This window comes from Streptomyces sp. NPDC008317, from assembly GCF_042955955.1.
Classification (GTDB): Bacteria; Actinomycetota; Actinomycetes; order Streptomycetales; family Streptomycetaceae; genus Actinacidiphila.
In genome coordinates, this window is record NZ_JBIBFQ010000002.1 from 594,445 (window position 1) to 618,801 (window position 24,357).

At 72.4% G+C, this 24,357-nt stretch carries 19 protein-coding genes; 5 read left to right on the top strand and 14 right to left on the bottom strand.

The window, feature by feature from the left end:
- Positions 1 to 86 precede the first annotated feature (86 nt).
- A complete protein-coding gene (locus tag ACFY9V_RS07640; protein WP_391160070.1) occupies positions 87 to 407 on the bottom strand; it encodes a 4a-hydroxytetrahydrobiopterin dehydratase in 321 nt (106 codons plus the stop codon).
- Between the two features lie 74 nt (positions 408 to 481).
- Between ACFY9V_RS07640 and ACFY9V_RS07645 the strand changes: the two genes are divergently transcribed.
- Complete coding sequence (locus ACFY9V_RS07645) at positions 482 to 1,237, top strand: SDR family NAD(P)-dependent oxidoreductase (RefSeq protein ID WP_391160072.1); 756 nt, start codon at positions 482 to 484, stop codon at positions 1,235 to 1,237.
- Between the two features lie 67 nt (positions 1,238 to 1,304).
- The gene (locus ACFY9V_RS07650; RefSeq protein WP_391160075.1) at positions 1,305 to 2,165 is read left to right on the top strand and encodes a PhzF family phenazine biosynthesis isomerase; all 861 of its coding nucleotides are present in this window, start codon (positions 1,305 to 1,307) and stop codon (positions 2,163 to 2,165) included.
- Between the two features lie 18 nt (positions 2,166 to 2,183).
- Here the strand turns inward: ACFY9V_RS07650 and ACFY9V_RS07655 are convergent, their stop codons facing one another.
- Positions 2,184 to 3,056, bottom strand: coding sequence for an SAM-dependent methyltransferase (locus ACFY9V_RS07655; RefSeq protein WP_391160076.1), 873 nt, complete (start codon positions 3,054 to 3,056; stop codon positions 2,184 to 2,186).
- 209 nt (positions 3,057 to 3,265) lie between these two features.
- Between ACFY9V_RS07655 and ACFY9V_RS07660 the strand changes: the two genes are divergently transcribed.
- Together ACFY9V_RS07660 and ACFY9V_RS07665 are read left to right on the top strand one after the other, a co-directional pair.
- Positions 3,266 to 4,105 (top strand): polysaccharide deacetylase family protein, encoded by an 840-nt coding sequence (locus tag ACFY9V_RS07660; protein WP_391160078.1) that lies wholly within the window; start codon positions 3,266 to 3,268, stop codon positions 4,103 to 4,105.
- Positions 4,106 to 4,158: 53 nt separating this feature from the next.
- Positions 4,159 to 5,175 (top strand): acetylxylan esterase, encoded by a 1,017-nt coding sequence (locus tag ACFY9V_RS07665; protein WP_355334600.1) that lies wholly within the window; start codon positions 4,159 to 4,161, stop codon positions 5,173 to 5,175.
- A gap of 160 nt (positions 5,176 to 5,335) precedes the next feature.
- Here ACFY9V_RS07665 and ACFY9V_RS07670 read toward each other — a convergent pair whose 3' ends face one another.
- The 8 genes from ACFY9V_RS07670 to ACFY9V_RS07705 form a co-directional block, all read right to left on the bottom strand.
- Positions 5,336 to 9,478 carry a beta-galactosidase gene (locus tag ACFY9V_RS07670; protein ID WP_391160080.1) on the bottom strand — a complete coding sequence of 1,381 codons (4,143 nt, stop codon included), beginning with the start codon at positions 9,476 to 9,478 and terminating at the stop codon, positions 5,336 to 5,338.
- 356 nt (positions 9,479 to 9,834) lie between these two features.
- On the bottom strand, positions 9,835 to 10,851 hold the full coding sequence (locus ACFY9V_RS07675) for an ABC transporter permease (RefSeq protein ID WP_355334606.1): 1,017 nt from the start codon (positions 10,849 to 10,851) through the stop codon (positions 9,835 to 9,837).
- A 61-nt stretch (positions 10,852 to 10,912) separates the two neighbouring features.
- A complete protein-coding gene (locus ACFY9V_RS07680) occupies positions 10,913 to 12,655 on the bottom strand; it encodes an ATP-binding cassette domain-containing protein (RefSeq protein ID WP_391160082.1) in 1,743 nt (580 codons plus the stop codon).
- The gene (locus tag ACFY9V_RS07685) at positions 12,655 to 13,752 is read right to left on the bottom strand and encodes a substrate-binding domain-containing protein (protein WP_355334612.1); all 1,098 of its coding nucleotides are present in this window, start codon (positions 13,750 to 13,752) and stop codon (positions 12,655 to 12,657) included. The genes ACFY9V_RS07680 and ACFY9V_RS07685 overlap by 1 nt, the downstream gene beginning before the upstream one ends.
- A gap of 452 nt (positions 13,753 to 14,204) precedes the next feature.
- Positions 14,205 to 15,710, bottom strand: coding sequence for an L-arabinose isomerase (gene araA / locus ACFY9V_RS07690; protein WP_355334615.1), 1,506 nt, complete (start codon positions 15,708 to 15,710; stop codon positions 14,205 to 14,207).
- The gene (locus ACFY9V_RS07695) at positions 15,707 to 16,564 is read right to left on the bottom strand and encodes an L-ribulose-5-phosphate 4-epimerase (RefSeq protein ID WP_391160084.1); all 858 of its coding nucleotides are present in this window, start codon (positions 16,562 to 16,564) and stop codon (positions 15,707 to 15,709) included. The genes araA and ACFY9V_RS07695 overlap by 4 nt, the downstream gene beginning before the upstream one ends.
- Positions 16,565 to 16,639: 75 nt before the next feature.
- A complete protein-coding gene (gene araB, locus ACFY9V_RS07700) occupies positions 16,640 to 18,316 on the bottom strand; it encodes a ribulokinase (RefSeq protein WP_391160086.1) in 1,677 nt (558 codons plus the stop codon).
- A 238-nt stretch (positions 18,317 to 18,554) separates the two neighbouring features.
- Positions 18,555 to 19,613 (bottom strand): substrate-binding domain-containing protein, encoded by a 1,059-nt coding sequence (locus ACFY9V_RS07705; protein WP_391043637.1) that lies wholly within the window; start codon positions 19,611 to 19,613, stop codon positions 18,555 to 18,557.
- Positions 19,614 to 20,395: 782 nt separating this feature from the next.
- On the opposite strand from ACFY9V_RS07705, the gene ACFY9V_RS07710 reads away from it, so the two are divergent.
- On the top strand, positions 20,396 to 21,316 hold the full coding sequence (locus ACFY9V_RS07710) for a phosphotransferase (RefSeq protein WP_391160088.1): 921 nt from the start codon (positions 20,396 to 20,398) through the stop codon (positions 21,314 to 21,316).
- A 65-nt stretch (positions 21,317 to 21,381) separates the two neighbouring features.
- On the opposite strand, the gene ACFY9V_RS07715 is transcribed toward ACFY9V_RS07710, so the two are convergent.
- The 4 genes from ACFY9V_RS07715 to ACFY9V_RS07730 all read right to left on the bottom strand — a co-directional run bounded on the left by ACFY9V_RS07715 (position 21,382) and on the right by ACFY9V_RS07730 (position 24,355).
- A complete protein-coding gene (locus ACFY9V_RS07715) occupies positions 21,382 to 21,543 on the bottom strand; it encodes a hypothetical protein (protein ID WP_391160090.1) in 162 nt (53 codons plus the stop codon).
- Positions 21,507 to 21,890, bottom strand: a complete 384-nt coding sequence (locus ACFY9V_RS07720; RefSeq protein WP_391160091.1) for a hypothetical protein — start codon at positions 21,888 to 21,890, stop codon at positions 21,507 to 21,509. The genes ACFY9V_RS07715 and ACFY9V_RS07720 overlap by 37 nt, the downstream gene beginning before the upstream one ends.
- Positions 21,800 to 22,975, bottom strand: a complete 1,176-nt coding sequence (locus ACFY9V_RS07725; RefSeq protein WP_391160092.1) for a hypothetical protein — start codon at positions 22,973 to 22,975, stop codon at positions 21,800 to 21,802. Before ACFY9V_RS07725 ends, ACFY9V_RS07720 begins: the two co-directional genes overlap by 91 nt.
- Before the next feature lie 165 nt (positions 22,976 to 23,140).
- Positions 23,141 to 24,355, bottom strand: a complete 1,215-nt coding sequence (locus ACFY9V_RS07730) for a GDSL-type esterase/lipase family protein (protein WP_391160094.1) — start codon at positions 24,353 to 24,355, stop codon at positions 23,141 to 23,143.
- Between the last annotated feature and the right edge of the window lie 2 nt (positions 24,356 to 24,357).

Below are 24,357 nucleotides of genomic sequence, written 5' to 3' on the forward strand. Positions count from 1 at the left end.
CGCGAGCAACCCGTCACCGGCGGGTGGTCCGGAGACCACCGGGCTGCCCCGCCGGGGCGGGTGGTGACCCGCGGGAGCGCCGCGGCTCAGGCGGCGGAGTGGGCCGGGGCGATGCCCTCGATGCGGGCGGCGAGGTCGAAGTCCTTGGCGGTGAGGCGCCCGCCGGCGGCGTGGGTGGTGAGGGCCACCGTCAAGGTGTCGTAGCCGAGGGTGAGTTCCGAGTGATGGTCGAGCTCGGCTTGGATCCCCGCGATGTGCAGCGCGAAGATCGCGGCGGGAAGGTGCGCCAACCGGTAGACCCGCCGGAGCGAGGCGGCCCCGTCACCACCGGGCAGCACTTCCCAGCCGGGAAGCCCGGCGAGCCGCGCGGCCACCTGGTCGGACGAGAGCGGTTCGGCGTAGGGCATCCGGGGGCCTCCACGGAAAAGGGGCGGGCGGGCGAATTCATCCTCGCACCGCCCAGCGCATAACCTGCGGTGCCATGAGCGAGAACGAGCGAGTCGCGGTCGTCACGGGTGCGGGTTCGGGCATCGGCCGGTCCGTCGCGGTGGAACTGGCGGCGGCGGGCTGGACGGTACTGCTGGCGGGCCGCCGTGAAAAGGCGCTGGCCGAGACGGCGGAGCTGGCGGCGGCCGGCCCCGGACGGACTCTGACCGTACCGACCGACGTCACCCGTCCGGCGGACGTGGAGCGACTGTTCGCGCGGGACACCGCCCCCGGCCGCCTGGACCTGCTGTTCAACAACGCCGGGATGTTCGGCCCGCCGGTCCCGGTCGAGGACCTGTCGTACGACGAGTGGCGCGCCGTCGTGGACGTGAATCTGCACGGCGCGTTCCTGTGCGCGCAGGCGGCGTTCCGGCGGATGAAGGACCAGGACCCGTCCGGCGGCCGGATCATCAACAACGGCTCCGTCTCGGCCCACGTCCCGCGCCCGCACAGCATCGCGTACACCGCGACCAAGCACGCCATGACCGGCCTGACGAAGTCGCTGTCGCTGGACGGCCGCCCGTACCGCATCGCCTGCGGCCAGATCGACATCGGCAACGCGGCGACCGAGATGACGGCCCGGATGCGGACCGGGATTCTCCAGGCGAACGGCACCACGGCCGTCGAGCCGGTGATGGACGTCGCCGACGTGGCCCGTACGGTGCGGCACATGGCCGAGCTGCCGCTGGAGGCCAACGTGCAGTTCGCGACGGTGACGGCGACGACAATGCCGTTCATCGGACGCGGCTGAGGGCGCGCCGCGCCCGGCGGCGACAGCCACGGGAATACGCGCGGGACGGCGCCGGGTTGGAGCGGTCATGACGACACCCACGGGGCCCGACATCCTGCGCTACACGGCCTTCTCCGACGACCCCGAAGGCGGCAACCCCGCCGGGGTCGTCCTCGACGCCTCGGCGCTCGACGCCCCCGGCATGCTGGCCGTCGCCGCCGACGTCGGCTACTCCGAGACCGCCTTCGTCACGGCGACGGACGGCCGCACGCTGACCGTGCGGTACTTCAGCCCGAAGGCGGAGGTCTCCTTCTGCGGCCACGCCACCCTCGCCACCGCCGTGGCGGTGGCGGACCGACTCGGCGCGGGCGACCTGCTGTTCCGCACCCGGGCGGGCGACGTCCCGGTCACCGTCTCGACCGGCCCGGACGGTACGCCGCTGGCGACGATGACCAGCGTCGAGCCGTACGTCGAGGACATCGCGTCCGACGCCCTCGCCGAGGCGCTGGCCGCCCTCGACTGGCCCGCCGCCGACCTCGACCCGGCCTTCCCGCCCCGGGTCGCGTACGCGGGCGCCCGCCATCTGGTGCTGGCCGCGGCCACCCGCGAGCGGCTGGCCGACCTCGCCTACGACTTCGACCGGCTCGCCGCGCTGATGACCGCCGTGGACCTGACCACCGTCCAACTCCTGTGGCGCGAGAGCCCGTCGGTCTTCCACGTCCGCGACCCGTTCCCGGTCGGCGGTGTGGTCGAGGACCCGGCGACCGGCGCCGCCGCGCTGGCCCTGGGCGCGTACCTGCGCGACCTCGGCCTGGTCGCCCCGCCGGCCACCCTCACCCTCCACCAGGGCCACGACCTCGGCCGCCCGGCCACCCTCACGGTCACCGTCCCGCCGCCCGCGACCCCGTACATCCAGGTCACGGGCACGGCCGTCCCGATCCCGGCGTAAGGCCACCGTCCCGGCGGGTCAGACCGCTTCCTTCTCCCATACCGAGACGTGCCGGGTGCTGTCCTGCGTGAACGGTTCGCGCGACCAGCCCGCCCACCGCTCCCGCAGCCGCATGCCCGCCAGTTGGGCCATCAGGTCCAGCTCGGCGGGCCAGACGTAGCGGAACGGCGTCGAGGTGACCTGTCCCCTGCCGTCCTCGGTGACCGTCACGTAGTGGCAGGTCGCGTCCTGCGTGACCGTGTCGTAGACGGTGTACGAGCAGCCGTCGGGGCCGGTGTGGAAGGGCACGACGTTCTGTCCGTGCGGGATCTTCCGCAGTTCGGGGACCATGACCTCCACGACGAACCGCCCGCCGGGGCGCAGGTGCGCCGCCGCGTTGCGGAAGCAGGCGACCTGTGACTCCTGCGTGGCGAGGTTCATGACGGTGTTGAACACCAGGTAGGCCAGCGCGTATCCGCCGCCGTCACCGTTCCCGTTCCCCTCCGCGGTCCCGTCCGTGCGCGCGTTCCCGCCCGCGATCCCGTCCGTGCTCGCGTTCCCGTCCGCGGTCCCCGCCGCGTACCCTTCCGCCGTCGTCGTCGCGATGTCCCCGATCGTGACGGGGATGTCCCGTCCGCCGGGCTTGGCCCGCAGCCGGGCCACCATCGCGCGCGACATGTCGATGCCCGCCACCGGCACACCGCGCTCGGCGAGCGGCACCGCGATCCGGCCGGTCCCGATGGCCAGTTCCAGCGCCCGCCCGCCGCCGGCCTGGTCCGCGAGGAAGTCCACCGTCCGCCGCACCACGCCCGGATCGAACTCCTCACTCGTGTCCGCGTCGTACCGCCCGGCCACGTCTTCGCCGAAGTACCCGTCGTCATGTCCGTCGTCGTGTCCGTCGTCATTGCTCACGCGCCGGACGCTAACCCGATCCCCGGGACGGCCGCGCCCGATTATTCCCGGCCACCGCGGCCTGCACCGGCCTGCACCGGCCTGCTCCGCCGCCCCGGCCGCCCGCGCTGTCCTGGCCGGGGGGCCGTGAGGTGGGCGGATACGGCGTGGATAGAGTGCTGGACGGTCCGCGCGAGCGGGCGTCCGTCACGACGAGGGGGAACTCGCGCATGCGCAGCACGACCGGGGCACGCAGGGCCGGAATCGGGGCCGAGGCCGGGCGGCGGGTGCGGCTCGGGGCCGCGGTCGTGGTCACGGCGGCGCTGGGGCTCGGGCTGGCCGGGTGCAACGGGTACCAGAGCACGTCGCCGTCGGCCGCGCGCAAGCATGTGGCGGCGGACGGCAGGACGGCCGCCTTCGCGCAGGGTGCGGACGGGCCCGTGGACTGCCGGAAGGCGAAGTGCGTGGCGCTGACCTTCGACGCGGGGCCGAGCGTGCGGGCGCCGCAGATCATGAGCATTCTGCGGAAGTACCACGTGCACGCGACCTTCTTCACGCTCGGCAAGAACCACGTGATGAAGCACCCGCAGATGGTGCGGGACATGGTGGCGCAGGGCGACGAGGTGGAGACGCTGACCTGGTCCCACCAGATCCTCACCAAGATCAGCTCGTCCGAGATCCGCAAGGAGATCACCGAGGGGCGGGACGCGGTGCAGAAGGTGACCGGCGTCCGGCCGATGCTGCTGCGCCCGCCGCAGGGCCGTACGAGCAGCAAGGTGACGGCCATCGCGCGGGACCTGGGCATGGCGGAGGTGGTGTGGAGCGCCAACGGCCAGGACTACCGGACCACCGACTCCGCGCTGATCGCCAAGCGCATCCTCCAGCAGACCAAGCCCGACGGCATCATCCTGCTGCACGATCTGGTCGACCCGACGAACAAGGGCTACAACGGCACGGTCGCCTCGATCGCGCCGATCATCTCCACGCTCCAGGCCCGCGGCTACACCTTCGTCACCGTCTCCCAACTCCTCGCGCCGGGCACACCGCAGCCCGGCAAGGTCTACAAGTAGCCACGCCCCGAACGACGTTCACAGCGAAGCCCTGACTGACGAAGGCGGACCCGATGGCCCTGTTCGACCTGCCCCTCGACGAACTCCGCGCGTACCGCAGCCGGTCCGCGGAGCCCGCCGACTTCGACGCCTTCTGGTCGCAGACCCTGGAGGAGGCCCGCGCGCACCCGCTCGAGGCGCGGTTCGAGCCGGTACGGACCGGGCTCTCGACGGTCGACGTGTACGACGTCACCTTCGCGGGCTTCGGCGGCCAGCCGGTCAAGGGCTGGTTCGTGGCGCCCGCCCACGCGGCCGAACCCCTGCCGCTGCTGGTCGAGTTCGTCGGCTACGGCGGTGGGCGCGGCCTGCCGCACACCCATCTGCTGTGGGCCTCGGCCGGTTTCGCGCACCTGGTGATGGACACCCGTGGCCAGGGAAGCGGTTGGTCGGTCGGTGACACCCCCGACGAGGCGGGCAGCGGGCCCGCCGTCCCCGGTTTCATGACCCGTGGCATCGAGGACCCGCGATCCTTCTACTACCGCCGGGTGTTCACCGACGCGGTGCGCGCCGTCGAGGCGGGCCGCGCGCACCCGTTGACCGACGCCGCGCGTACGGTCGCGCTCGGCACCAGTCAGGGCGGCGGGATCACGCTGGCCGTCGCGGGCCTCGTACCGGACCTGGCGGCCGTCGCCCCCGACGTCCCCTTCCTGTGCGACTTCCCGCGCGCGATCCGGCTCACCGACCGCGACCCGTACCGCGAGGTGGGCCGCTACCTCAACACCCACCGCGCGAGTGTCGACCGGGTCACCCGGACGCTGTCCTACTTCGACGGCGTCCACTTCGCGGCCCGCGCCAACGCCCCCGCCCTCTTCTCCACCGCGCTCGAAGACCAGACGTGCCCGCCGTCCACCGTCTTCGCCGCCTTCAACGCCTACGCGCACGCCGACAAGCAGATCGAGATCTACGACTTCAACGGTCACGAGGGCGGTGGTCCTCACCAAGAGGCCACCCGCCTCGACTGGCTCCCCAACCACCTCACCCCCCGCCACCCGGCCTCGGAGGACGGGAACCCCGCCCCGTCGGGGCCGTGAACCCTCGCCTCAACTGCGCGCAGGAGGACGACCTGCGCGACGCCCCGGACCTCGGCCCGCTGGAGGAGTAGCCGCTCCACGGAGAAGAGGCAGCGCGACGACGAGCCCGCGCACCGCGGTCGCGGTGGCGCGGGCTCGTCGTCGCCGCTGTCGGCCGCGGTCAGCCCGTGCAGGTCAGGGTCGGATTGGCCCAGTCCCCGTGGTCGTTGCCGTTGCCGTCGCCTCCGTCGCCGACGCCCAGGTCGATGACCTGGCCGCCGGTGACCGGCACGTCGATCGCGACCGGGGCCGAACCGCCGTTCAGCACGGGCGTGGTGGTGAGCGCCTTGCCGTCGAGGGTCACGGAGAAGGTGACCGTGCCCGGATCGCCGTTGTCGACGCCGACCAGGGCGGTGAACCTGGTGCAGCGCCCGTCGAGGTAGATCTGCACGTCGCTGGGCGAGTTGGTGCCCAGGCCCTTGGCGTAGGTGACGCCGCCCAGCTTCAGCGGGGTGCCGTCGCCGGACGCGGTGTCGCCGACGCTCTGGTCGCGTTCCACCGGTCCCCAGCCGTTGGTCGTGGACAGGAACTCCAGGTCGCTGACCTGGTTGTCCCCGGCCGGCGGCGGCGCGGGCACCGCCCCGACGATCCGTACGTCACGCGGGGCCTTGGTGGACCGGCCCTGCGTCAGACGGGCCTTCACTGTCAGGGAGTTGACCTTGGCGGGGCTCTGCGGCGCGGTGACCTTCCAGGTGAAGGCGGCCGAGGAGCCGCCGCGTATCCGGTCGACGGCGGCGGGCGCGGACCGCGGGCTCACGGTCCACCCCGGCGGTACGTCGAGTGCCGCCGTGACCTTGGTGGCGGTCGGGCCGCCCTTGGGCACGGTGACCGTCGCGGTCGCGGTGAACGTCGCGCCGCCGCCCACCGATCCGGGGACCTGGAGGGAGACCGCGGAGGCCGGGGCGCCCGGCATCGCGTAACGGGCCTTGTCGTAGCGGGGGCTCTGGTTCCGGGCGACGGTCAGCGAGGAGGCGTAGCTGCCGTAGTCGGTCAGCGCGACCTTGCCGAGTCCGCCGGTCGTGCCGTCGAGATTCCACACGGCGAGGCTGACGGTGTTCCTGCCGTGCGGGTCGATGACGCCGTTGGGCAGCGGGAAACTGTGCTGCGGGCCCACGTAGTTGACGTAGTTGCCCATGTTCCAGCCGTTGACGTAGATCTCGACGCGGTACTTGCGGGACGGGTCGTCGGTGAAGGTGAGGCCGAGCGAGGTGTCCTGGCCCTTGGGGAGGTCGAGGTTGACGTCGGTGGTGTACCAGGAGACGCCGGGCGTGGTGTCGGTGGTCGGCAGGGTGACCGGCGTCCAGCCGTCGGTGGGGTGGCCGGGCAGCGGGTATCCGGCGCGCTCGCCGTACAGGCCGCCGGAGTTGAGCGGGCCGCGCACGGTGTCGACGGGGGTCTCGCCGCCGCGTACGCCCTGGAGCCGCCAGGTGATCGTGTCCAGCGGCGCGCCGGCCAGTGAGGCGCCGGTCAGGCCGCGGGCGGCCTTGTTGCCGTTGGGCGGGTTGTAGTCCTCCTCGTGGCCCATGTTGACGGTGAGCACCGAGACGACGTTGTCGCCGGTCGTCTTGAGCACTCCGGCCGGGAACGCGTACGTCTTCTGGCCGTCCGCGGTCGCGCTGCCGAGGAAGGTGCCGTTGAGCCAGACCGAGGAGGCCGCGGCGCCGCCGCCGCTCTGCGCGGACAGCGTGATGCCGGTCTCCTTGCCCGTGGCGGTGAACCGGCCGCGGTACCAGGTGCTTCCGGTGTGGAAGCCGTAGTCGTCGGCGAACAGCACCGGCAAGGTGGCGGGCGTGGTGCGGCTGTTCGAGGTGGTCTTGTCGGCCACCTGCCAGGTCGAGTCGTCGAAGCCGGCGGCCGACTCGGGCGACTCCTGGATGTGCTTCCAGCCGGTCAGGGCGGGCAGGCTGACGGCCGCCGCGGTCGGTACGGTGCCGGTCCTGCTGCCGGTGGCCGTGGTGGCGGTACGGACGCTCTTGCCGTTCCACGTCACGGAGTCGGCGGTGCTGAAGACCTCGATCGCGCCGTCGGTGGCGACGTCGCCGGTCAGGGCGAGCGCCGAGCCGTTCGAGACCGCGCCGCGCAGCAGGTGGGTGCCGCGCACCAGCACGGGCCCTGCGGCGGTGTCCTGCCGCCAGAAGGTCTTGGCGGTGTCGGTGTCGGCGAGCAGCAGGAGCAGCGGGTGCGCGCCGCCGCTGATCCGCACGCGGGTCAGGCCGGTGTGGGCGTAGTTGAGCCGCAGGTCGCCGGTGGCCGGGTCCCAGGCGGAGGTGACGGCGCCGCCGGTGGCGGTGACCGTCGGGCGGGTCGCGTAGTGCAGGACGGTCTCGCCGTCGGAGCCGTGGTCGCCGTAGAGCACCGCGACATCACGGCCGCCGATGGTGGCGTTCGTCATGATCTCCGAGGTGCTGTACTGGAGTTGGTTACCGCCGAGGCTGTAGTCCGCGACGATGATCTTGCTCTGGCGGCCGTTGAGGGTCAGCGCCGTGCCGGGCTGCTGCGGGACGGTGTAGACGGGGGCGGTGGAGCCCTGGCCGTTGTCGACGTCGATCGCGTCGATGGTGACGAACTGCCCTGACGCGGCGGTGTTCTTGGTGCCGGTGGCCACGATCTTCAGGGTGTGCGCCCCGGCGGCGAGCCCGGTCGCCCGGTAGGCCACGTACTGGTTCTGCTTGGTCGCGCCGTACAGGTCGACGGTCTTGACCTTGGCGCCGTCGAGGTAGACGTCCGCGATGCCGTGGTTGCCGTCGAGGTTGGTGACCCACTTCACGCCGGTGCCGGTGAAGCCGACCGAGACGCTGTCGCCCGCGGTGTCGGAGAACGACTCGGTGTGCTGGTAGTCGCCGCCGGTGTAGTTCTGTTCCGCGCCGACGTGCGACCAGGCGCCGGTGTACGCGAGCGCCGGGTCGACGTCGTCGTACGTGTAGCCGGGGTGCGCGCCGAGGTCGATCGTCACGTGCCCGCTGTCGGTGGTCGTCGCGGTGGAGTCGGAGTGCCGCAGCACGTGGAACTGCGTGCCGGTGTCGGGGTTGCGGCGCGCGGTGTCGACGATCTTCGCGTTGTCGGTCGGGGTGGCGGGCAGCGCGTCGGTCTTGGTGAGCGGCGCGAGCGCCTGCGTGAAGTAGCCGATCAGCTTGTCCTGGTCGTACTTCGGGTCGAGCTGCCGGCTCTCGCGGATCGCGGCGCCGTAGTCGTACGACGTGTAGTTCTGCGGCTCGCCCAGCCAGCCCCAGTTGGTGCCGCCGTAGAGCATGTAGAAGCTCTGCGAGGTGGCGCCGACGGCGATGTTCTGCTTGTAGAACACGTCCGCGAACTGGTCGTTGATGAGCTGCGCGCACTTGTCGTAGCCGGGGCCGCCCCACGGGTCGAAGGCGCCGCCCTGGAACTCGGCGGTGGCCAGCGGCTTGCCCGGGACGTGGTCGTAGCTGATGTCGGGCACGCCGTTCCACCGGGTGGGGTTGGAGCAGTTGAAGCCCTGCGGGTAGGAGTCGGCCGCGTCGACGGCCAGTTCGGCGTCACCGGAGTTGAAGGTGCCGTTGTTGTTGCCGACCAGCGGCACCTTGATGCCGTCCGCGGTGGCCTTGTCCTCCAGGTGCTTCATGTAGGCGCGGCCCGCCGCGCTGCCGTTGTAGTACTCGTTCTCGACCTGGTACTCGATCACCGAGCCCTTGCCGTCGGTGAGTTGGTGCCGGGCGATGATCCGGTCGATCTGCGTCTGCCACTCGTCGCTGTACTTCAGATACGCCGGGTCGCCGGTGCGGGTGTCCCCCGCCTTGGTGGAGAGCCAGCCGGGGAAACCGCCGCCGTCCACCTCGGCGTTGATGTACGGGCCGGGTCGGGCGACCACGTAGATGCCGAGGTCGTCGGCCATGTCGAGGAGCTTGTCCACGTCGCGGACGCCGGTGAAGTCGTAGACGCCCGGGGCGGGCGAGTGATAGCCCCAGTCGAAGTAGAGGGAGACGGCGTTGAATCCGGCCGCCTTCATCTTCTGGAGCACGTCCAGCCACAGATCCTGGCTCGGCAGCCGGTAGTAGTGGAACTCGCCGCCCCACAGGTAGGTGCGCTTTCCGTCGATCATGAACGAATAGCCGTCGTAGGTGACCGAGTGGGTGGCGTGCGGGGCGCCCGCGTGCGCCGTGTCCGGCGCCCGCCCCGGCGGTTCGGCGGCGGCCCCCACGCCGACGCCGAGACCGACCATGAGCGCGGCGGTGACCCCCAGGGCCAGACAGCGCCGCAGCACCCATCGGTACGTGCGATGAACAGCCATTCCTACCTCCACGTCACGTGCGGGAGTGGTCGCGAGCTTCAGCGGTCGCTCATGAACAGCCAGGAAAGAGCAGATTCCCTGTTGATATATGTGCGAACGAGTCGCATAGCGACGGGAAGTGTCGCAGTCTCCGATGGGTAACGCAACCATTCGGGCCGAAACGATTCAGCCGGATTCGGAGGAGGGCGGCGCCACGCGGGGCGGCCCCCGGACGGCCGTGCGTCCGGGGGCGGAACAGTCCCTGATCGGCGGCTGACCGGCGGGCGGGCGGCGGTCGGTCAGCGGCGTGGCGGCGGGCGGGCGGCGGCCCGGCGGCGGCGGGGCGGTGGCCGGTCAGCGGTCGGTTGGATGCCGGGTCAGCCGCGGCGGGCCACGCTTCTCGCCCGCAGCCGGTCGGCGGTGATGGCCAGCCCGAGCACACAACCCAGCACGATATTGGTGTAGTTGGAGTTGATCTGAAGCGTCGTCAGGCCGTTGTTGATCAGTTCGAGCAGGATCGTGCCCGCCACGATGCCGAGAATCCGGCCCTGTCCGCCGACCAGGCTCACCCCGCCGATGACGGCCGCGGCGATGGCCGACAGCTCCCACCCGACCCCGACGCCGCTGGCCGAGCCCACACCCATCCGGCCGAGCACGAAGATCCCGGCGAAGCCGGACAGCAGCGAACTGGTCACGTACATCGAGACGATGCGGCGGTCGCCGCGGATGCCCGCCAGCCGGGCCGCCTCGGGATTGCCGCCGACCGCGTACACCTGGCGGCCGGTGTAGGTGCGTTCCAGGAAGAACCACGCCGCCACGGCCACGACCGCGAAGACGATCAGCGGGAGGGGGATCTGCGCCACGTACGTCTGTCCCAGGTCGCCGAAAGTGCCGTCGATGCCGGTGATGGAGGTGCCGGAGGTGATGGCCAGCGTGACGCCCTGCGCGACCGTGTAGGTGACCAGGGTGACGACGAAGGGCGGCATTCTCAGCCGGGTGACGGCGAGGCCGTGGACGAGGCCGACCGTGCCGGTGACGGCCAGCGTGAGCAGGATCGCGAGCGGCGCGGGCAGTCCCGCGCGGACGTTGAACCAGGACATCAGGATGACGCTGGTGCCCAGCAGCGCGCCCACCGACAGGTCGATGCCGCCGGTCAGGATGACCAGGGACTCGCCGATCGCGATCAGCCCGTACTGGGACAGGTCGAAGCCCATGCCCTGGAGGTTGACGGCGCTGGCGAACGTCGACTTGTCCAGCGCGAGCGCGACGAAGACCACGACGCAGGCCGCGACCACGCCGACCTCGGGCGTCTCGGCCAGGCGGCGGACCGGCGACGTACGGCCGCCGCTCGCGGCGTCCTCCGTGGCCTCGATCGGTGCGGTGCTGGTGGTCATGGCCTCGCCTTCCCGTGAGTGCCGACGCCGACGGCGGTCATCGGCAGGGGCCTGTTGTCGTTCATGCGCGTGCCTTCCCCTGACGGTCGGCGACGTCGCCGGCGCCGGTCCGCGGCCCGAGCGCCCCGGCCTGTTCCCCGGTTCCGTCCCGCGCCCCGTCCCTCTCGCGCGTGCCGGGCGCGCCGTTCCGCGTACCGGCCGCGGCGGTCATGATCGCTTCCTTGCCGAACCGGTCACGGGGAAGGTCGGCGACCACCCGGCCGTGCGCCATCACCACGATCCGGTGGCAGATCCACAGCAGTTCCTCCAGCTCCGAGGAGGCCACCAGCACCGCGAGGCCGTCCTGCGCCGCGGTGTCGATGAGGCTGTAGATCTCCGCCTTGGCCCCGACGTCCACGCCGCGGGTCGGCTCGTCCAGGAGCAGCAGCCGGGGCTCGGTCGCCAGCCAGCGCCCGAACACCACCTTCTGCTGATTGCCGCCCGACAGGTCCGAGATGAGCTGTTCCTGGCTGCGCAGCCGCACCCCGAGGTCCTGGACGATCCGGGCCGCGTGCGCCTTGTCCGCCCTCGGCCGCAGGACTCCGTGCGCGCTGATCCGGCGCAGCGTGGCCAGCGTGACGTTCCAGCGCACCGAGTGCGCCGGGAGCAGCGACTGGACCTTGCGGTCCTCGGGCACCAGTCCGATCCCCGCCTCCACCGCGTCGGCGGGGCGGCGCGGGCGGAAGTCGGCGCCGTCGAAGACGACCGTGCCACCGGTACGCGGCTGCGCGCCCATCAGCGTGTGCAGCAGGCGGCTGCGCCCCGAGCCCATGAGCCCGGCCACGCCGACGATCTCCCCCGCCCTCACGTCGAGGTCGACGGGCCCGAGGCCGTCCGCGGTCAGCCCGCGTACCGACAGGGTCGTCGTGCGCTCGACGGAGGACGGCGGGGCCAGATCGGCGCGGGCCAGCTCACTGCCGACCATCTCCCGGATCATCCGCTCCTCGCTCATCTCCGCCGGGGCCAGATCGGCCACCATCCGGCCGCTGCGCAGCACGATCACCCGGTCCGCGACGGCCTGGACCTCGTCCAGGCGGTGGCCGATGAACAGCACCGCCCCGCCGGCCGCCGCGTGCGTACGGGCCAGGCCGAGGACGCGCTCGGCCTCGACCGGGCCGAGCGAGGAGGTGGGTTCGTCCAGGATCAGCACCAGCGGATGGTGGCCCCACGCCTTGGCGATCTCGATCATCTGCCGTACGGGGACCGGGAATCGCTCCACCGGCCGGTCCACGTCCACCCCGCTGACGCCGACTTCGGCGAGCAGCGCGCGCGCCTCCGCCCTCGTACCGGCGCGGTCGTAGACGACCCGGCCCAGGGTGCGGGACGCCGCCCGCGCGGGACGGCGGCCCAGCAGCAGGTTCTCCGCCACGCTCAACTGCCCGACGAGCGGGAACTCCTGGGCCACCAGGGCGACGCCCAACTCCTTGGAGTGGTCGGGCCGTCCGGCGTGGAGCGGCGTACCGGCGATCTCGATGCTGCCGGTGGTGGGCGTGACCGTGCCGGACAGCACGCCCATCAAGGTGGACTTGCCCGCGCCGTTCTCCCCCACCACCGCGACGATCTGTCCACGGGCCAGGTCCAGGCTCGGGATGTCGAGCACCTTCACCGGCCCGTACGACTTGCTCACCGACCGCAGCCGGACGGCGACCTCGGGTGCCGGGGCCCCGTCCGGGGCGGAGGCCGGGCCGGGGGCCGGGGTCTGAGCCGGGGCCGGGACCGGGGTCGGGGACCGCGGAGCCTCGTACGGGGCCGGACCCGAAGCCATCAGCCGATGCCCAGGTCGGTCAGCTTGGTCTGGTACGCGGCCAGGTTCGCCTGGGTGACCAGGCCGACGCCCGAACTGAGCGTGGTGCCGTCCGACTCCAGATACGGCTTGACGATCCGGAGGGTGGCCTCCTTGCCGAGCACCTTGAACGCGGCCAGCAGATAGGCGCCGGTGTAGCCCTGCTGGTAGGGCTGTTGGAGGACGGTGGCCTGGATGACACCGGCCTTGATGAACTTCAGCGTCTGCGGGTCGCTGTCGTCCGAGATGATCTTCACCCGGCCCGACTTCCCCGCGGCCTGCACCGCCTGCCCGGCTGACGGTCCGTCATAGGAGTAGACGCCGTACAGGCCGTTGATGTTCGGGTTGGTCTGGATCGCGGTCTGCGCGTTGGTGAGCGCCTTCGCCGCGTCCATGCCGTCGCTGAGCTTCTGCGCGACCTTGATGCCGGTGCCCTTGAGCGCGTCCTCGAAGCCCTGGATCCGCTCCACCGCGTTCGACGTGGTCAGCGAGCCGACGAGGACGACGACCTGGCCCTTGCCGCCGAGCGCCTGCTTCATGGCCTCACCGGCCTTCTGGCCCGCCTGGTAGTTGGGCGTGCCCAGATACAGGTCGGCGCCGTCCTCCGGCGGCAGCGGGGAGTCGATCGCCAGCACCGGTATCCCGGCGCTCTTCGCGGACGCGATCGGCGCCTTGATCGCCGTCGGGTCGATCGCCGACACGCTCAAGCCCGTGATGCCCTGGCCGCGCAATGTCTGGATGAGGGAGAGCTGCTGGTCCAGACGGCCGTTGGCGGGCGCCTGGTAGACACCCTTCACGCCGAGGTCGGCCAGGCCCTTGGTGAAGCCGGACTTGCCCGCGTTCCAGTAGTCGACCGCCACGTTGACCACCATGGCCTCGTGCAGCTTCGACAGGTCCTTCCCGGCCAGCGCGGCCTTCAGCGCCGCGTCCAGCTTCGCGAGATTCGCGTCGTTGAACGCGATGTCGCCCTTGATCGTCACCGCGGCGGGGCTCCCGCCGCTCGCCGCGTCCGCCGCGGACGAGTCACCGGCACCGCTCTTACTGCACGCCGTCGCGGACAGGGCCACCGCCAGCGTCACCGCTGCGGCTCCCCATCGTCCGTGCCGGGCAAGGGCCTTTCGGGCGTCGCGCATGGCTGCATCCTGTTCGGGCAGTGGCCTCTCAGCCAGTTTTGTGAGCGCTAACAAATAGTGGGAACAGAATCACGCAGAGCGGGACATCTGCTCTCTCCTCCCGGTAACTCGCCGATCTCCTACGGCACCAACGGGTGTTCCGGCTGCTGAGCGGGCCGCTGAACAGGCCGGACCCACTGACCCGATCGCCAGGCGCGCCGTCAGCTGTCGCCTATGAGTGTTAGCGCTCACTGATCGGTCGTCAAGACGTTGCACAGAGAAAAACCCGCCTCCGGTGCGGTGGCGGTCGCGGTGCGGCTCCCCCCGCGGCGGGGCGCGCGGACAGGGCCGCGCCCGCGGACGCGGTCGGCCGTGCGGCGCGGGGCGGGTGCGGGGGCGAGGGCAGCCCCGACGGTCAGTCAGAGGCCGCCCGCCAGGCGGTAATACGCCTGATTCCAACGGATCTCCTGGGTGAAGCGGCGCAGTTGGGTGTCGTGGTCGATGAGGAGGAGTTCGGTGCGGAGCATGTCGGCCAGGTCGGCCAGTTCCTCGGCGCCGACGGCGCTGGAGAGCACGGTGTGGTGCGGGCCGCCCGCGGTCAGCCAGGCTTCGGTGGAGGTCCGCAGATCGGGCGCGGGCCGCCACACCGCGCGGGCCACGGGCAGTCGGGGCAGCGGTTCCGCGGGCGCGACGACCTCGATCTCGTTGGCGACCAGCCGGAAGCGGTCGCCCATGTCGGCCAGGCCCACGACGACCGCGGGCCCCGGCCGGGCGTCGAAGACGAGCCGTACCGGGTCCTCCCGGCCGCCGATCCCCAGCGGGTGGATCTCGCACGAGGGCCGGTGCGCCGCGATCGTCGGGCAGACCTCCAACATGTGCGCGCCCAGGATCACTTCACCGCCCGGCGTCAGGTCGTAGGTGTAGTCCTCCATGAAGGAGGTGCCGCCCGGCAGACCGGCCCCCATGACCTTCACGGTGCGCAGCAGCATCGACGTCTTCCAGTCGCCCTCGCCGCCGAAGCCGTAGCCGTCGCCCATCAGCCGCTGCACCGCGAGGCCCGGAAGTTGCCGAAGGCCGCCCAGATCCTCGAAGTTGGTCGTGAAAGCGGAGAAGCCGCCCTCGGTGAGGAAGGCGCGCAGGCCCAGTTCGATCCGGGCCGCGTACCGCAGCGCGTCGTGGCGCTCGCCGCCCGCCGCCAGCTCGCCCGCCAGCCGGTAGGCGCTCGCGTACTCCTTGACCACCTCCGAGACGGCCGCGTCGTCCACCTCGTCCACGACGGCCACCAGGTCGTTGACGCCGTAGGTGTTCACCGAGACGCCGAACCGCAACTGCGCCTCCACCTTGTCGCCCTCGGTGACGGCGACGTCGCGCATGTTGTCGCCGAAGCGGGCCACCTTCAGACGGCGCAGCGCGTCGTGTCCGAGGGCGGCGCGCATCCAGGTGTGGACGCGGGCCACGACGGCGGGATCGGAGACATGGCCCGCGACCGTCTTGCGGGCGATGCCGAGCCGGGCCTGGAGATAGCCGAACTCGCGGTCGCCGTGGGCGGCCTGATTGAGGTTCATGAAGTCCATGTCGATGGTGGACCACGGCAGTTCGACATTGGCCTGGGTGTGCAGATGCAGCAGCGGCTTGCGCAGCAGGTCGAGGCCCGCAATCCACATCTTCGCGGGCGAGAAGGTGTGCATCCACGCGATCAGACCCACGCACGCCCGGCTGGAGTTGGCGTCGACGACCGTGCCGGTGATGCCGGAGGCGTCGGTGAGCACCGGCTTCCACACGATCCGCACCGGGCCGCCGGGGGTGGCGGCGAGCCGGTCGGAGATGGCGCGCGACTGCTCGGCGACCTGCCGCAGCGTCTGCTCGCCGTACAGGCCCTGGCTGCCGGTGAGGAACCAGACCTCGCGCTCGTCGGACGGTGTCATGCCAGGGCTCCTCGGTCGGCGGGGGCGGCGGTATCCGCGGGATCGGCGGTGTCAACGGGGGCGGCCGGACCGTCGCGCACGACGGCCCGCGGCTCCTGGCCGGCGGGGGGCGGCCCGGCGGGGCCGCCGGAATCGACGCTATCGGCGGCATCAGCGCGATCGGCCGCCGCCTGCTGCCCGTAGACGTTCTGGTAGCGGTCGTGGAGCCGGTCGATGTCGGCGCGGGTGAGGGGCAGCGGATCGCCCAACTGCCGGGAAATGTGCACGGTACGGGCCACGTCCTCGCACATCACCGCCGCTTTCACGGCCGCGCGGGCGTCCTTGCCGATGGTGAACACCCCGTGGCTCTTCATCAGCACCGCCGGCGAGCGGTGCCCGGCCAGCGTCTCCACGATGCCCCTGCCGATCGAGTCGTCACCGATCAGCGCGAACGGCCCGACCGGGATCTCGGCCCCGAACTCGTCGGCCATCGCGGTCAGTACGCACGGCACCGGCTCGCCGCGCGCCGCCCACGCGCACGCGTACGTCGAGTGGGTGTGCACCACCCCGCCGACCTCCGGCAGGTGCCGGTAGACGTAGGCGTGCGCGGCGGTGTCCGAGGACGGCGACAAGTCGCCTTCCACCACCCGCCCTTCGAGGTCGCACACGATCATCGCGTCCGGTGTCAGCCGGTCGTAGTCCACACCGCTCGGCTTGATCACGAACAGGCCGTGCCCCGGCACGCGCGCCGAGACATTGCCCGCCGTCCAGACGACCAGCCGGTAGCGGACCAGCTCCTGATGCAGGTCGCTGACCTGCTGCCGCAGACGTACGACGGCCTCTGCGGCAGGGGGCGGAAAGGGGTGACTGCTCATACGGGACCTCGGCAGGGAGTGAGCGTTAACATTCGGGGTGAGCGCTAACAAAGAGCGGTGCCACGAGACGCCGCCCTACGGCTGAGCCGGGGTGTCCGCCTGCGCCCGCCCTCGGAGCGCCCGCAGGCGGTGCATGACATCGCTGACGCCCCGGCCGAAGTGGTCGTGCAGGGCGCGGTATTCGGCGTAGAGGTCGTCGTAGGCGGCGGCGCGTGCGGGGTCGGGCAGATAGGCGTTGCGGTGCAGGCGGCCCATCGCGGCCGAGGCGGTGCGGATGTCGGGGTGGGCCCCCGCCGCGACGGCCGCGTGGATCGCGGCGCCCAGCGCCGGGCCCTGCTCCGAGGACAGCACGTTGACCGGCCGGTTCAGCACATCGCTGTAGGTCTGCATGAGGAAGGTGTTCTTCAGCAGGCCGCCCGCCGCCGTGAAGTCGGTGACCGGCACCCCCGCGCCCTCGAACGCCTCCACGATGGTCCGCGTGCCGAAGGCCGTCGCCTCGACCAGCGCCCGGTAGATGTCCTCGGGGCGGGTGTCCAGCGTCAGCCCCACCAGGAGCCCCGAGAGGTGGTGGTCCACCAGCACGGAGCGGTTGCCGCTGTGCCAGTCGAGCGCCAACAGCCCGTGCGCGCCGACCGGTTGGGCGGCGGCCTTCTCCGTCAGCAGCTCGTGCGGGCTGATGCCGCGCTGCCGGGCCTCCAGCGCGTACGGCTGCGGTGTCGCGGTCCGCACCGCCCAGGCGAAGATGTCCCCCACCCCGCTCTGGCCCGCCTCGTAGCCCCACAGGCCGGGGACCACGCCGTCGCGGACCACCCCGCACATGCCCGGCACCTCGGCGAGCACGTCGGAGTTCATGATGTGACAGGTCGAGGTCCCCATGATCGCCAGCAGATGGCCGGGGTCCAGGGCCCGCGCGGCGGCGCTGGTGACATGCGCGTCGACGTTTCCGACCGCCACGACCGTGCCCGCGCGCAGCCCGGTCAGCGCGGCGGCCGAAGCACTCAAACCCCCGGCGGCGGTGCCCAGTTGGGACAGCGGGTGGTCCAGCTTCGTCGTGAAGCCGGCGAAGTCCGGGTGCAGGGAGGCCAGGAACGTGGCGTCCGGATAACCGCCGTCCTGGTGGATGCCCTTGTAACCGGCCGTGCACGGATTGCGGTTCTCGGCCCCGGTCAACTGCCAGACGATCCAGTCGGCCGCCTCGATCCACCGGTCGGCCGCCGCGTAGACCTCCGGGTCCTCGCGCAGCACCTGCAACGCCTTGGCGTACTGCCACTCGCTGGAGATCCGCCCGCCGTAGCGGCCGAGCCACGGCTGCCCGGACTCCCCGGCGCGGCGCACGATCAGCTCCGCCTCCGGCTGGGCCGCGTGGTGCCGCCACAACTTCGGGTAGGCGTGCGGGCGTTCGGCCATGTCCGGCAGCTCGCACAGCGGCGTGCCGTCCGCCGTCGCGGGCAGCACCGTACAGGCGGTGAAGTCCGTCGCCACCCCCACGACCTGCTCCGCCCGCACCCCGGCGGCCTCCAGCGCGCGCGGCACGGCGAAGCGCAGCACGTCCCGCCAGTCCTGCGGAATCTGCAACGCCCAATCGGGCGGCAGCTCACGGCCGTTCGGCAGCGCGCCGTCCACCACCCCATGGGTGTACTCGTGGACGGCGCTGCCCAGCTCCTTGCCGTCGTCGACCGCCACGACCAGGGCGCGCCCGGACAGCGTGCCGAAATCGATGCCGACGGTGACGGCGGGAGGATCGGTCATCATGCGTGTCTCCCCATGCGCCGGGGGCTCCGGCAGCCGGTCGCGTACCGATTGCCCTGCGGTGTGAACTCTGCGGCGGTGCGGTCCTGTTCTGTCCTGCGGGACGTGCTGCGAGAGGTGCTGCGGGATGTGCTGCGGGGCTTCCTGCCGGACTCGGTGCCGGTCCGGTGGCCGGACCTGTGGCGACGCGTGCTGCGATCCGTGCCGCGGTGCCGTGCGCCGCCCGTACGGACCGCCGCCCTCAGGACGGGTTGCTGCTGCTGCGGACGATCAGGCGCGGTTCGATGACGACGCGTTCGCCGCCGCGGGTGGTGCCGGACTCCAACTGGTCGACCAGCAGGCGGATGCTGGCCTGGCCGACCGCGGTGAAGTCCTGCCGGACGGTGGTCAGCGGCGGCGCGAAGAACTCGGCTTCAGGGATGTCGTCGAAGCCCGCGATGGCGACCTGGCCCGGCACCGAGAGACCGGCCTCGCGGAAGGCCCGCAACACCCCCAGCGCCATCTGGTCGTTGGCGACGAAGACGGCCGACACCTCGGGTGAACCGCGGCGCCCGGAGCCCGCCGAGACCCGGCCCGCCAGCTCCTGTCCCGCGCGGTAGCCCGACAGCGGTGTCCAGTCCCCCACCAGCGGCGACGGCACCTCGACGCCCGCCTCCTCCAGCGTGGCGCGCCAGCCTTGCACGCGGGCCTCGGCCTCCAGCCAGTTCTGCGGGCCCGCGACATGCCAGACCGTGCGGTGGCCGCCGGCCAGCAGATGGCCCGTGACCAGCCGCGCGCCCAGCTCCTGGTCCACCGAGACGCCGGGGATCGGCAGGCCGTGCCCGCCCTCCACCGTGACGACGGGGAACGGCAGCTTCAGCTCGGCCAGTGCGGCGACGGCCTCCCGTTCCGGCACTATCACCACGATGCCCTCCACCCCCCAGTCGCTGAGGTGGTCGATCGCGTCCGCGAGCGCCTTCGGGGTGTGCCGCCGCAGGGTCACCGCGGAGACCATGTAGCCCTCGTCCCGCGCCGCTTCCTCCAGCCCGAACAGCGTGCTCGCCGGGCCGAACAGCGTCGGATTGCACGCCACCACCCCCAGCGTCAGCGTCCGCCGCGTCACCAGCGCCCGCGCCGACGAGTTGCGCCGGTACCCCAGCGCCTCGATCGCCCGCAGCACCTCCGCGCGCGTGGTGTCCCGCACATTCGGGTGATCGCTCAGCACCCGCGACACCGTCTGATGCGAGACGCCCGCCACCTGGGCGACATCCGCCATGGTGGGGGCCCTGCGGGGCGCTGCCGGGTCCGCGGTGCGAGACATGGCTCTCCGTTCCGTGATGCTGCTAAGTGTTAGCGCTCACAGTCCCATCCGTCAAGGCCGTACGCTCGCGCTTGGCGGAGGAAGACGGCCCTTTACCAGGCCCCCCGCGGGGGGCGACCCTCCCAAGGGCTTGGGCCCCTGAGGCGCACGGGGAAGGCGCGCCGCGCTGGCGCAGGGCCTGCTCTTCAGGGGCGCGGGGAACTGCGCGCTCAGCCGAAGCGCTCCCGCACCTCACCACCCGCCCCAGCGGGGCAAACCGGTTGCCTCCGGACCACCGGCCGGTGACGGGTTACCCGCGCAGTTCCCCGCGCCCCTAACGGGGCACCGTCTCTCGTCCGGACGGGGAGCCGATCCTTTCGGCGGCGCGGGGTCCCGCACCTCACCACCCGCCCTAACGGGGCAATCCGGCAGTCCCCGGACCACCCGCCGGGGGGCGCGGGCCCCGGGCGCACGGGGAAAGCGCGCCGCGCTGGCGCAGGGCCTGCCTTTAAGGGGCGCGGGGAACTGCGCGCTCAGCCGAAGCGCTCCCGCACCTCACCACCCGCCCCAGCGGGGCAATCCGGCTGTCCCCGGACCACCGGCCGGTGATGGGTTACCCGCGCAGTTCCCCGCGCCCCTAACGGGGCCCGCCCTCTTTCGTCCAGACGGCGAGCCGACCTTTTCAGGGGCGCGGGGAACGCCCCCGCACCTCACCACCCGCCGGAGGGGGCGGGCGGCGCGGACGGCGCGACTGTGGGGATACGGTCACAGAGGGAACCTCACGGCGAGAGGCGGGACGGCGCGTGGTGGAAGTGGACGGGCACGGGCACGTGACGGCCGACGCGGAGGTCGTGCGGTGGCTGGTGCGGGAGCAGCACCCGGACCTGGCGGAGCTGGAACTGCGTCCGGTGGACGGCGGTTGGGACAACCAACTGTGGCGGTTGGGCGAGGAGTTGGCCGTACGGCTGCCGCGTACGCCGCGCGCACCGGCGCTGCTGGCGAAGGAGCGGCGGTGGCTCCCGCTGCTGGCGCCGCGCCTGCCGCTGCCGGTTCCGACGCCGGTACGCGACGGTGAGCCGTCCGCGCGCTTCCCGCGGCCGTGGGCCGTCACGAGGTGGGTGCCGGGGAGCCCGGCGGACCTCACGCCGATCGGCCGGGGCGAGCACGCGGCCGACGCGCTCGCGGGGTTCCTCACGGCGCTGCACCGGGAGGCACCCGCCGACGCACCGGCCAACCCGGACCGCGGTGTCCCGCTGAAGTCCTTGGCCGACGGGTTCGACCACGGCGTGGCCGCCCTCGCCGAAGGCGGCCTCGACGCGCGCCTGGCCGACGGCGCCCGGCGGGTCTGGGCGGACGCCGTCGCCGCCCCCGAGAGCACCGCCCCGCCGACGTGGCTGCACGGCGACCTCCACCCCGCGAACGTCGTCGTCACGGACGGCACCCTCGCGGGCGTGATCGACTTCGGCGAGCTGTGCGCGGGCGACGCGGCGAACGACCTCGCCGCCGCCTGGCTGCTCCTGCCCGCGGGCGCGGCGCCCCGCTTCTTCGCCGCCTACGGCCGTACGGACCCGGCCACGATCCGCCGCGCCCGCGGCTACGCGGTCCGGGCCACGCTGGGTCTCATCAGCGTCGGACAGGCGGCCGAGAAGGGCCTGCCTGGCGGAAAGCCCACCTGGGGAGTCGCCGGGCGCGCGGCCCTGGAGCGCGTACTGGCCGACGTCTAGGCCCGGTTGACCAGTCCGATTGACCAGTCCGGTTGACCAGGACCGGTCGACCAGCCCCGGTACGCCTACGCCCGGTCGGCCGGTTCGTCGTCGCGCCGCCCGCCCGGCTGCCGAGACCCGCGGACCTGGTGGCTCGCCCACCAGGTCCGGAAGTCCACTTCCCGGAGGCTGAGTTCACCGACGAGCGCGGTCAGCTCGGGATCGTCGGGATCGCGGCCCGTGTCCATCGGCAGCGCCACGACGCACTCGTGGGCGACCCGCGACCAGTCCGCGTACAGCGCAGCGGTCTGAACAGGGACCGGATGTCGGACGTGGACGGCGTGACGTACACCTCGGACGGCGGCCCGGTGTCGATGGTGCCGTAGGTGGTGTACGACAGGGAGCCGGGCCAACTCCCGCCGCCGATCTGCACGGTACGGCTCGACACGAGCTTGCCGGTGCGCAGTTCGAACACCTTCACCGGGATCGCGATCTTGCGGAATTTCACCTCGCGGGGGAAGTCGGGCAGCAGCTTGTTCTCGTACGGGCAGGTCGTGACCGTCGTGCCGTAGTCCTTGTCGCCGACGCAGACCACGAGTACCGCCTTGGTGACGTCGTCGGCCGACCAGGAGCCGGGCAGTTCGCGGGTGAACTCGTCGTCGCCGTAGAACAGCGCGTGGTGGGTGCCCTTGCGGTAGGGCGCGGCGGCGCTGTACTTCGCCGGTTCGAGCAGTAGTCGGGCTCGGTGTCGGTCGAAGTGCCCAGCAGCGTAAGGACGTTGTCCAGCTCGATGGTCAAGGTGGCCTGCTCGACGCCGCTGCTGGCCTTGGCGAGCCGGTCGCCGGGGTACTGGTCGAGCTGCTGCTGGTAGCGGTCGCGGGCCTTCGCCCACTCCTTGGCCTCCATGAGGTCGTCACCGCAGCCGCCGAGCGCGGCGGGCGCGGTCTTCGGGACGACGGCCGCCGCCCGGCCCAAGTTGCCCTGGCCGGGCTTGTGTTGGCGGAGCCAGTCGGTGACCGTGACGGTGTCGCAGGGCACCTTGGTGGGCAGTCGGCCGAGGAAGCCGTTCAGCACGGTGTCGACCATCTTCTCGTGGCCCGGCAGATCCGCGAGTACGGCGGCCAGGCCGTCGAAGCCCGCCGTCAACGCGTGGGTGTCACCGCTCAGTCCGGTGGTCAGCTCGTGCCGCGCCGCGCCGAGCCGGTGGCAGGCCCGTACCGTACGGTCGCCGCTCGCGGTCAGCGGCGCGTCGGCCACGCGGGGGCCGAACCAGAGACCGTCCTGGGCGCGCAACGCCTGGGCACAGTCGCCGCTCCGGCGCGCGGCGGCCACCTTCCCCTCGGTCCGCGAGGCGTCGAGCCGCAGCAGCCCCGCGACCAGCAGCATCGGCAGGAGGACGGCGAGCGCGATCACCCGCTGCCGAAAGACCACGCCCCGGCGGCCGAGCAGCAGGTAACCGGCGCTGAGGAGTGAGGCGTTGGCGAGGGCGACGGCCAGCGGGTCGCGCGAGCGCCCGCCGTCGCCCGCGCCCCTGACGGCTCCGGTGACGGCCCGGCCCGCGCAGCCGTCCCCGTTCCCGTCAACGGGGCCCGGACGCTGCCCCGGCAGATAACCCGGCGGGGGCCCCGGCAGCGGTCGCAGCGGGGGCCCCGGCAGCGGTCCCGGCGGCGGCTTCGGCACGCCGTCCTGTTCGGATACGTGCCGGGGCTCGGGGTCCGGTGCGGCCTGGGGCGGGTGGTCCCTCTCGGTCCCCTTCGTCGGGCGGTGGGCGGCGGCCGTCGCCCATTGTCACCACCTGCGCCGGGAGGGGTCCCGGACGCACATCCGCCCTGTTCAGGGGTACTGCTACCGGCTCGCGGCGAAGGCGCCGCTCTCCGCGAAGACCCGCTCGGCGAAGCGTTCGCCGATACGCCGGTGGGTGGCGGCGTCCGGGTGCAGCTCGTCGGGCAGCGGCAGTTCGGCGTAGTCCGCCTCGCCGTAGAGTTCGCGGCCGTCGAGGTAGTACAGGTGCGGGTCGGTGGCCGCGCGCTCGGCGACGATCCGCTCCAGTTCCGCGCGGATGACGGTCAGGGTCAGCTTGCCCGCCGCCAGCTCCGCCGGGTCGCCGGTGGCGCGGAACCGCAGCTTCCCGGTGCTGAGCGCTTCGAGGTCGAAGGCGGCGGGGCCCGGGGTGTTCTCGTGGATCGGGCTCAGGATCGGCGAGACGACCAGCAGCGGGGCGTCCGGGTGGCCCTCACGGATGGTGTCGAGGAAGCCGTGCACGGCGGGGCCGAAGGCGCGCAGCCGCATCAGGTCGGCGTTGACGATATTGATGCCGATCTTCACGCTCACCAGGTCGGCGGGCGTGTCGCGCAGGGTGCGGGCCGTGAACGGGTCGAGCAGCGCGCTGCCGCCCAGGCCCAGATTGATCAGCTCCACACCGCCGAGGGAGGCCGCGAGAGCGGGCCATGTGGTGGTGGGGCTCGCCGCGTCGGAGCCGTGGCTGATCGAACTGCCGTGGTGCAGCCAGACCTTACGGCCCCGGTCGGGGACCGGCCCGACGGGCGCGTCGGTGCGCAGCGCGACGATCTCGGTCGTCTCGTTGTGCGGCAGCCAGATCTCGATGTCCTTGTCCGCGTCGGGCAGTTCGGCGAAGCGGAGGGTGCCGGGGTCGCCGGGCTTGTGCTCGGCGGTTCCGGTGCTCATGTCGACGGTCAGGGTGTGGCCGCCGGCCACGCTGCCCTGGCCCGCGGGGCGGCCGTCGACCAGCAGGTCGTAGAGGCCGTCGGGGCGCGGCGGCGCGCCCGCGTACACGCGCTTGGTGGGCAGCGTGTCCAGCTCCACGGTGGTGGCGCGGGTGCGGAACACCAGCCGTACGCCGGAGGGTTGGGACTCGGCCATGGCGAGCTGGGCGTCGGCGCACTGGGCGCGGGCCCGCGCGGGCAGCCGGTGCGGCAGTACGCCGTGTCCGGTGGGCTCCAACTCCAGCGCACCGCGCACCAGTTCCGCGCCCTCGGGCGTGGTGAACAGGGTCGTGGTCCAGTCGCCGTGCTCGGTCCGTGCGTCGTTCTCGGTAGGCATTG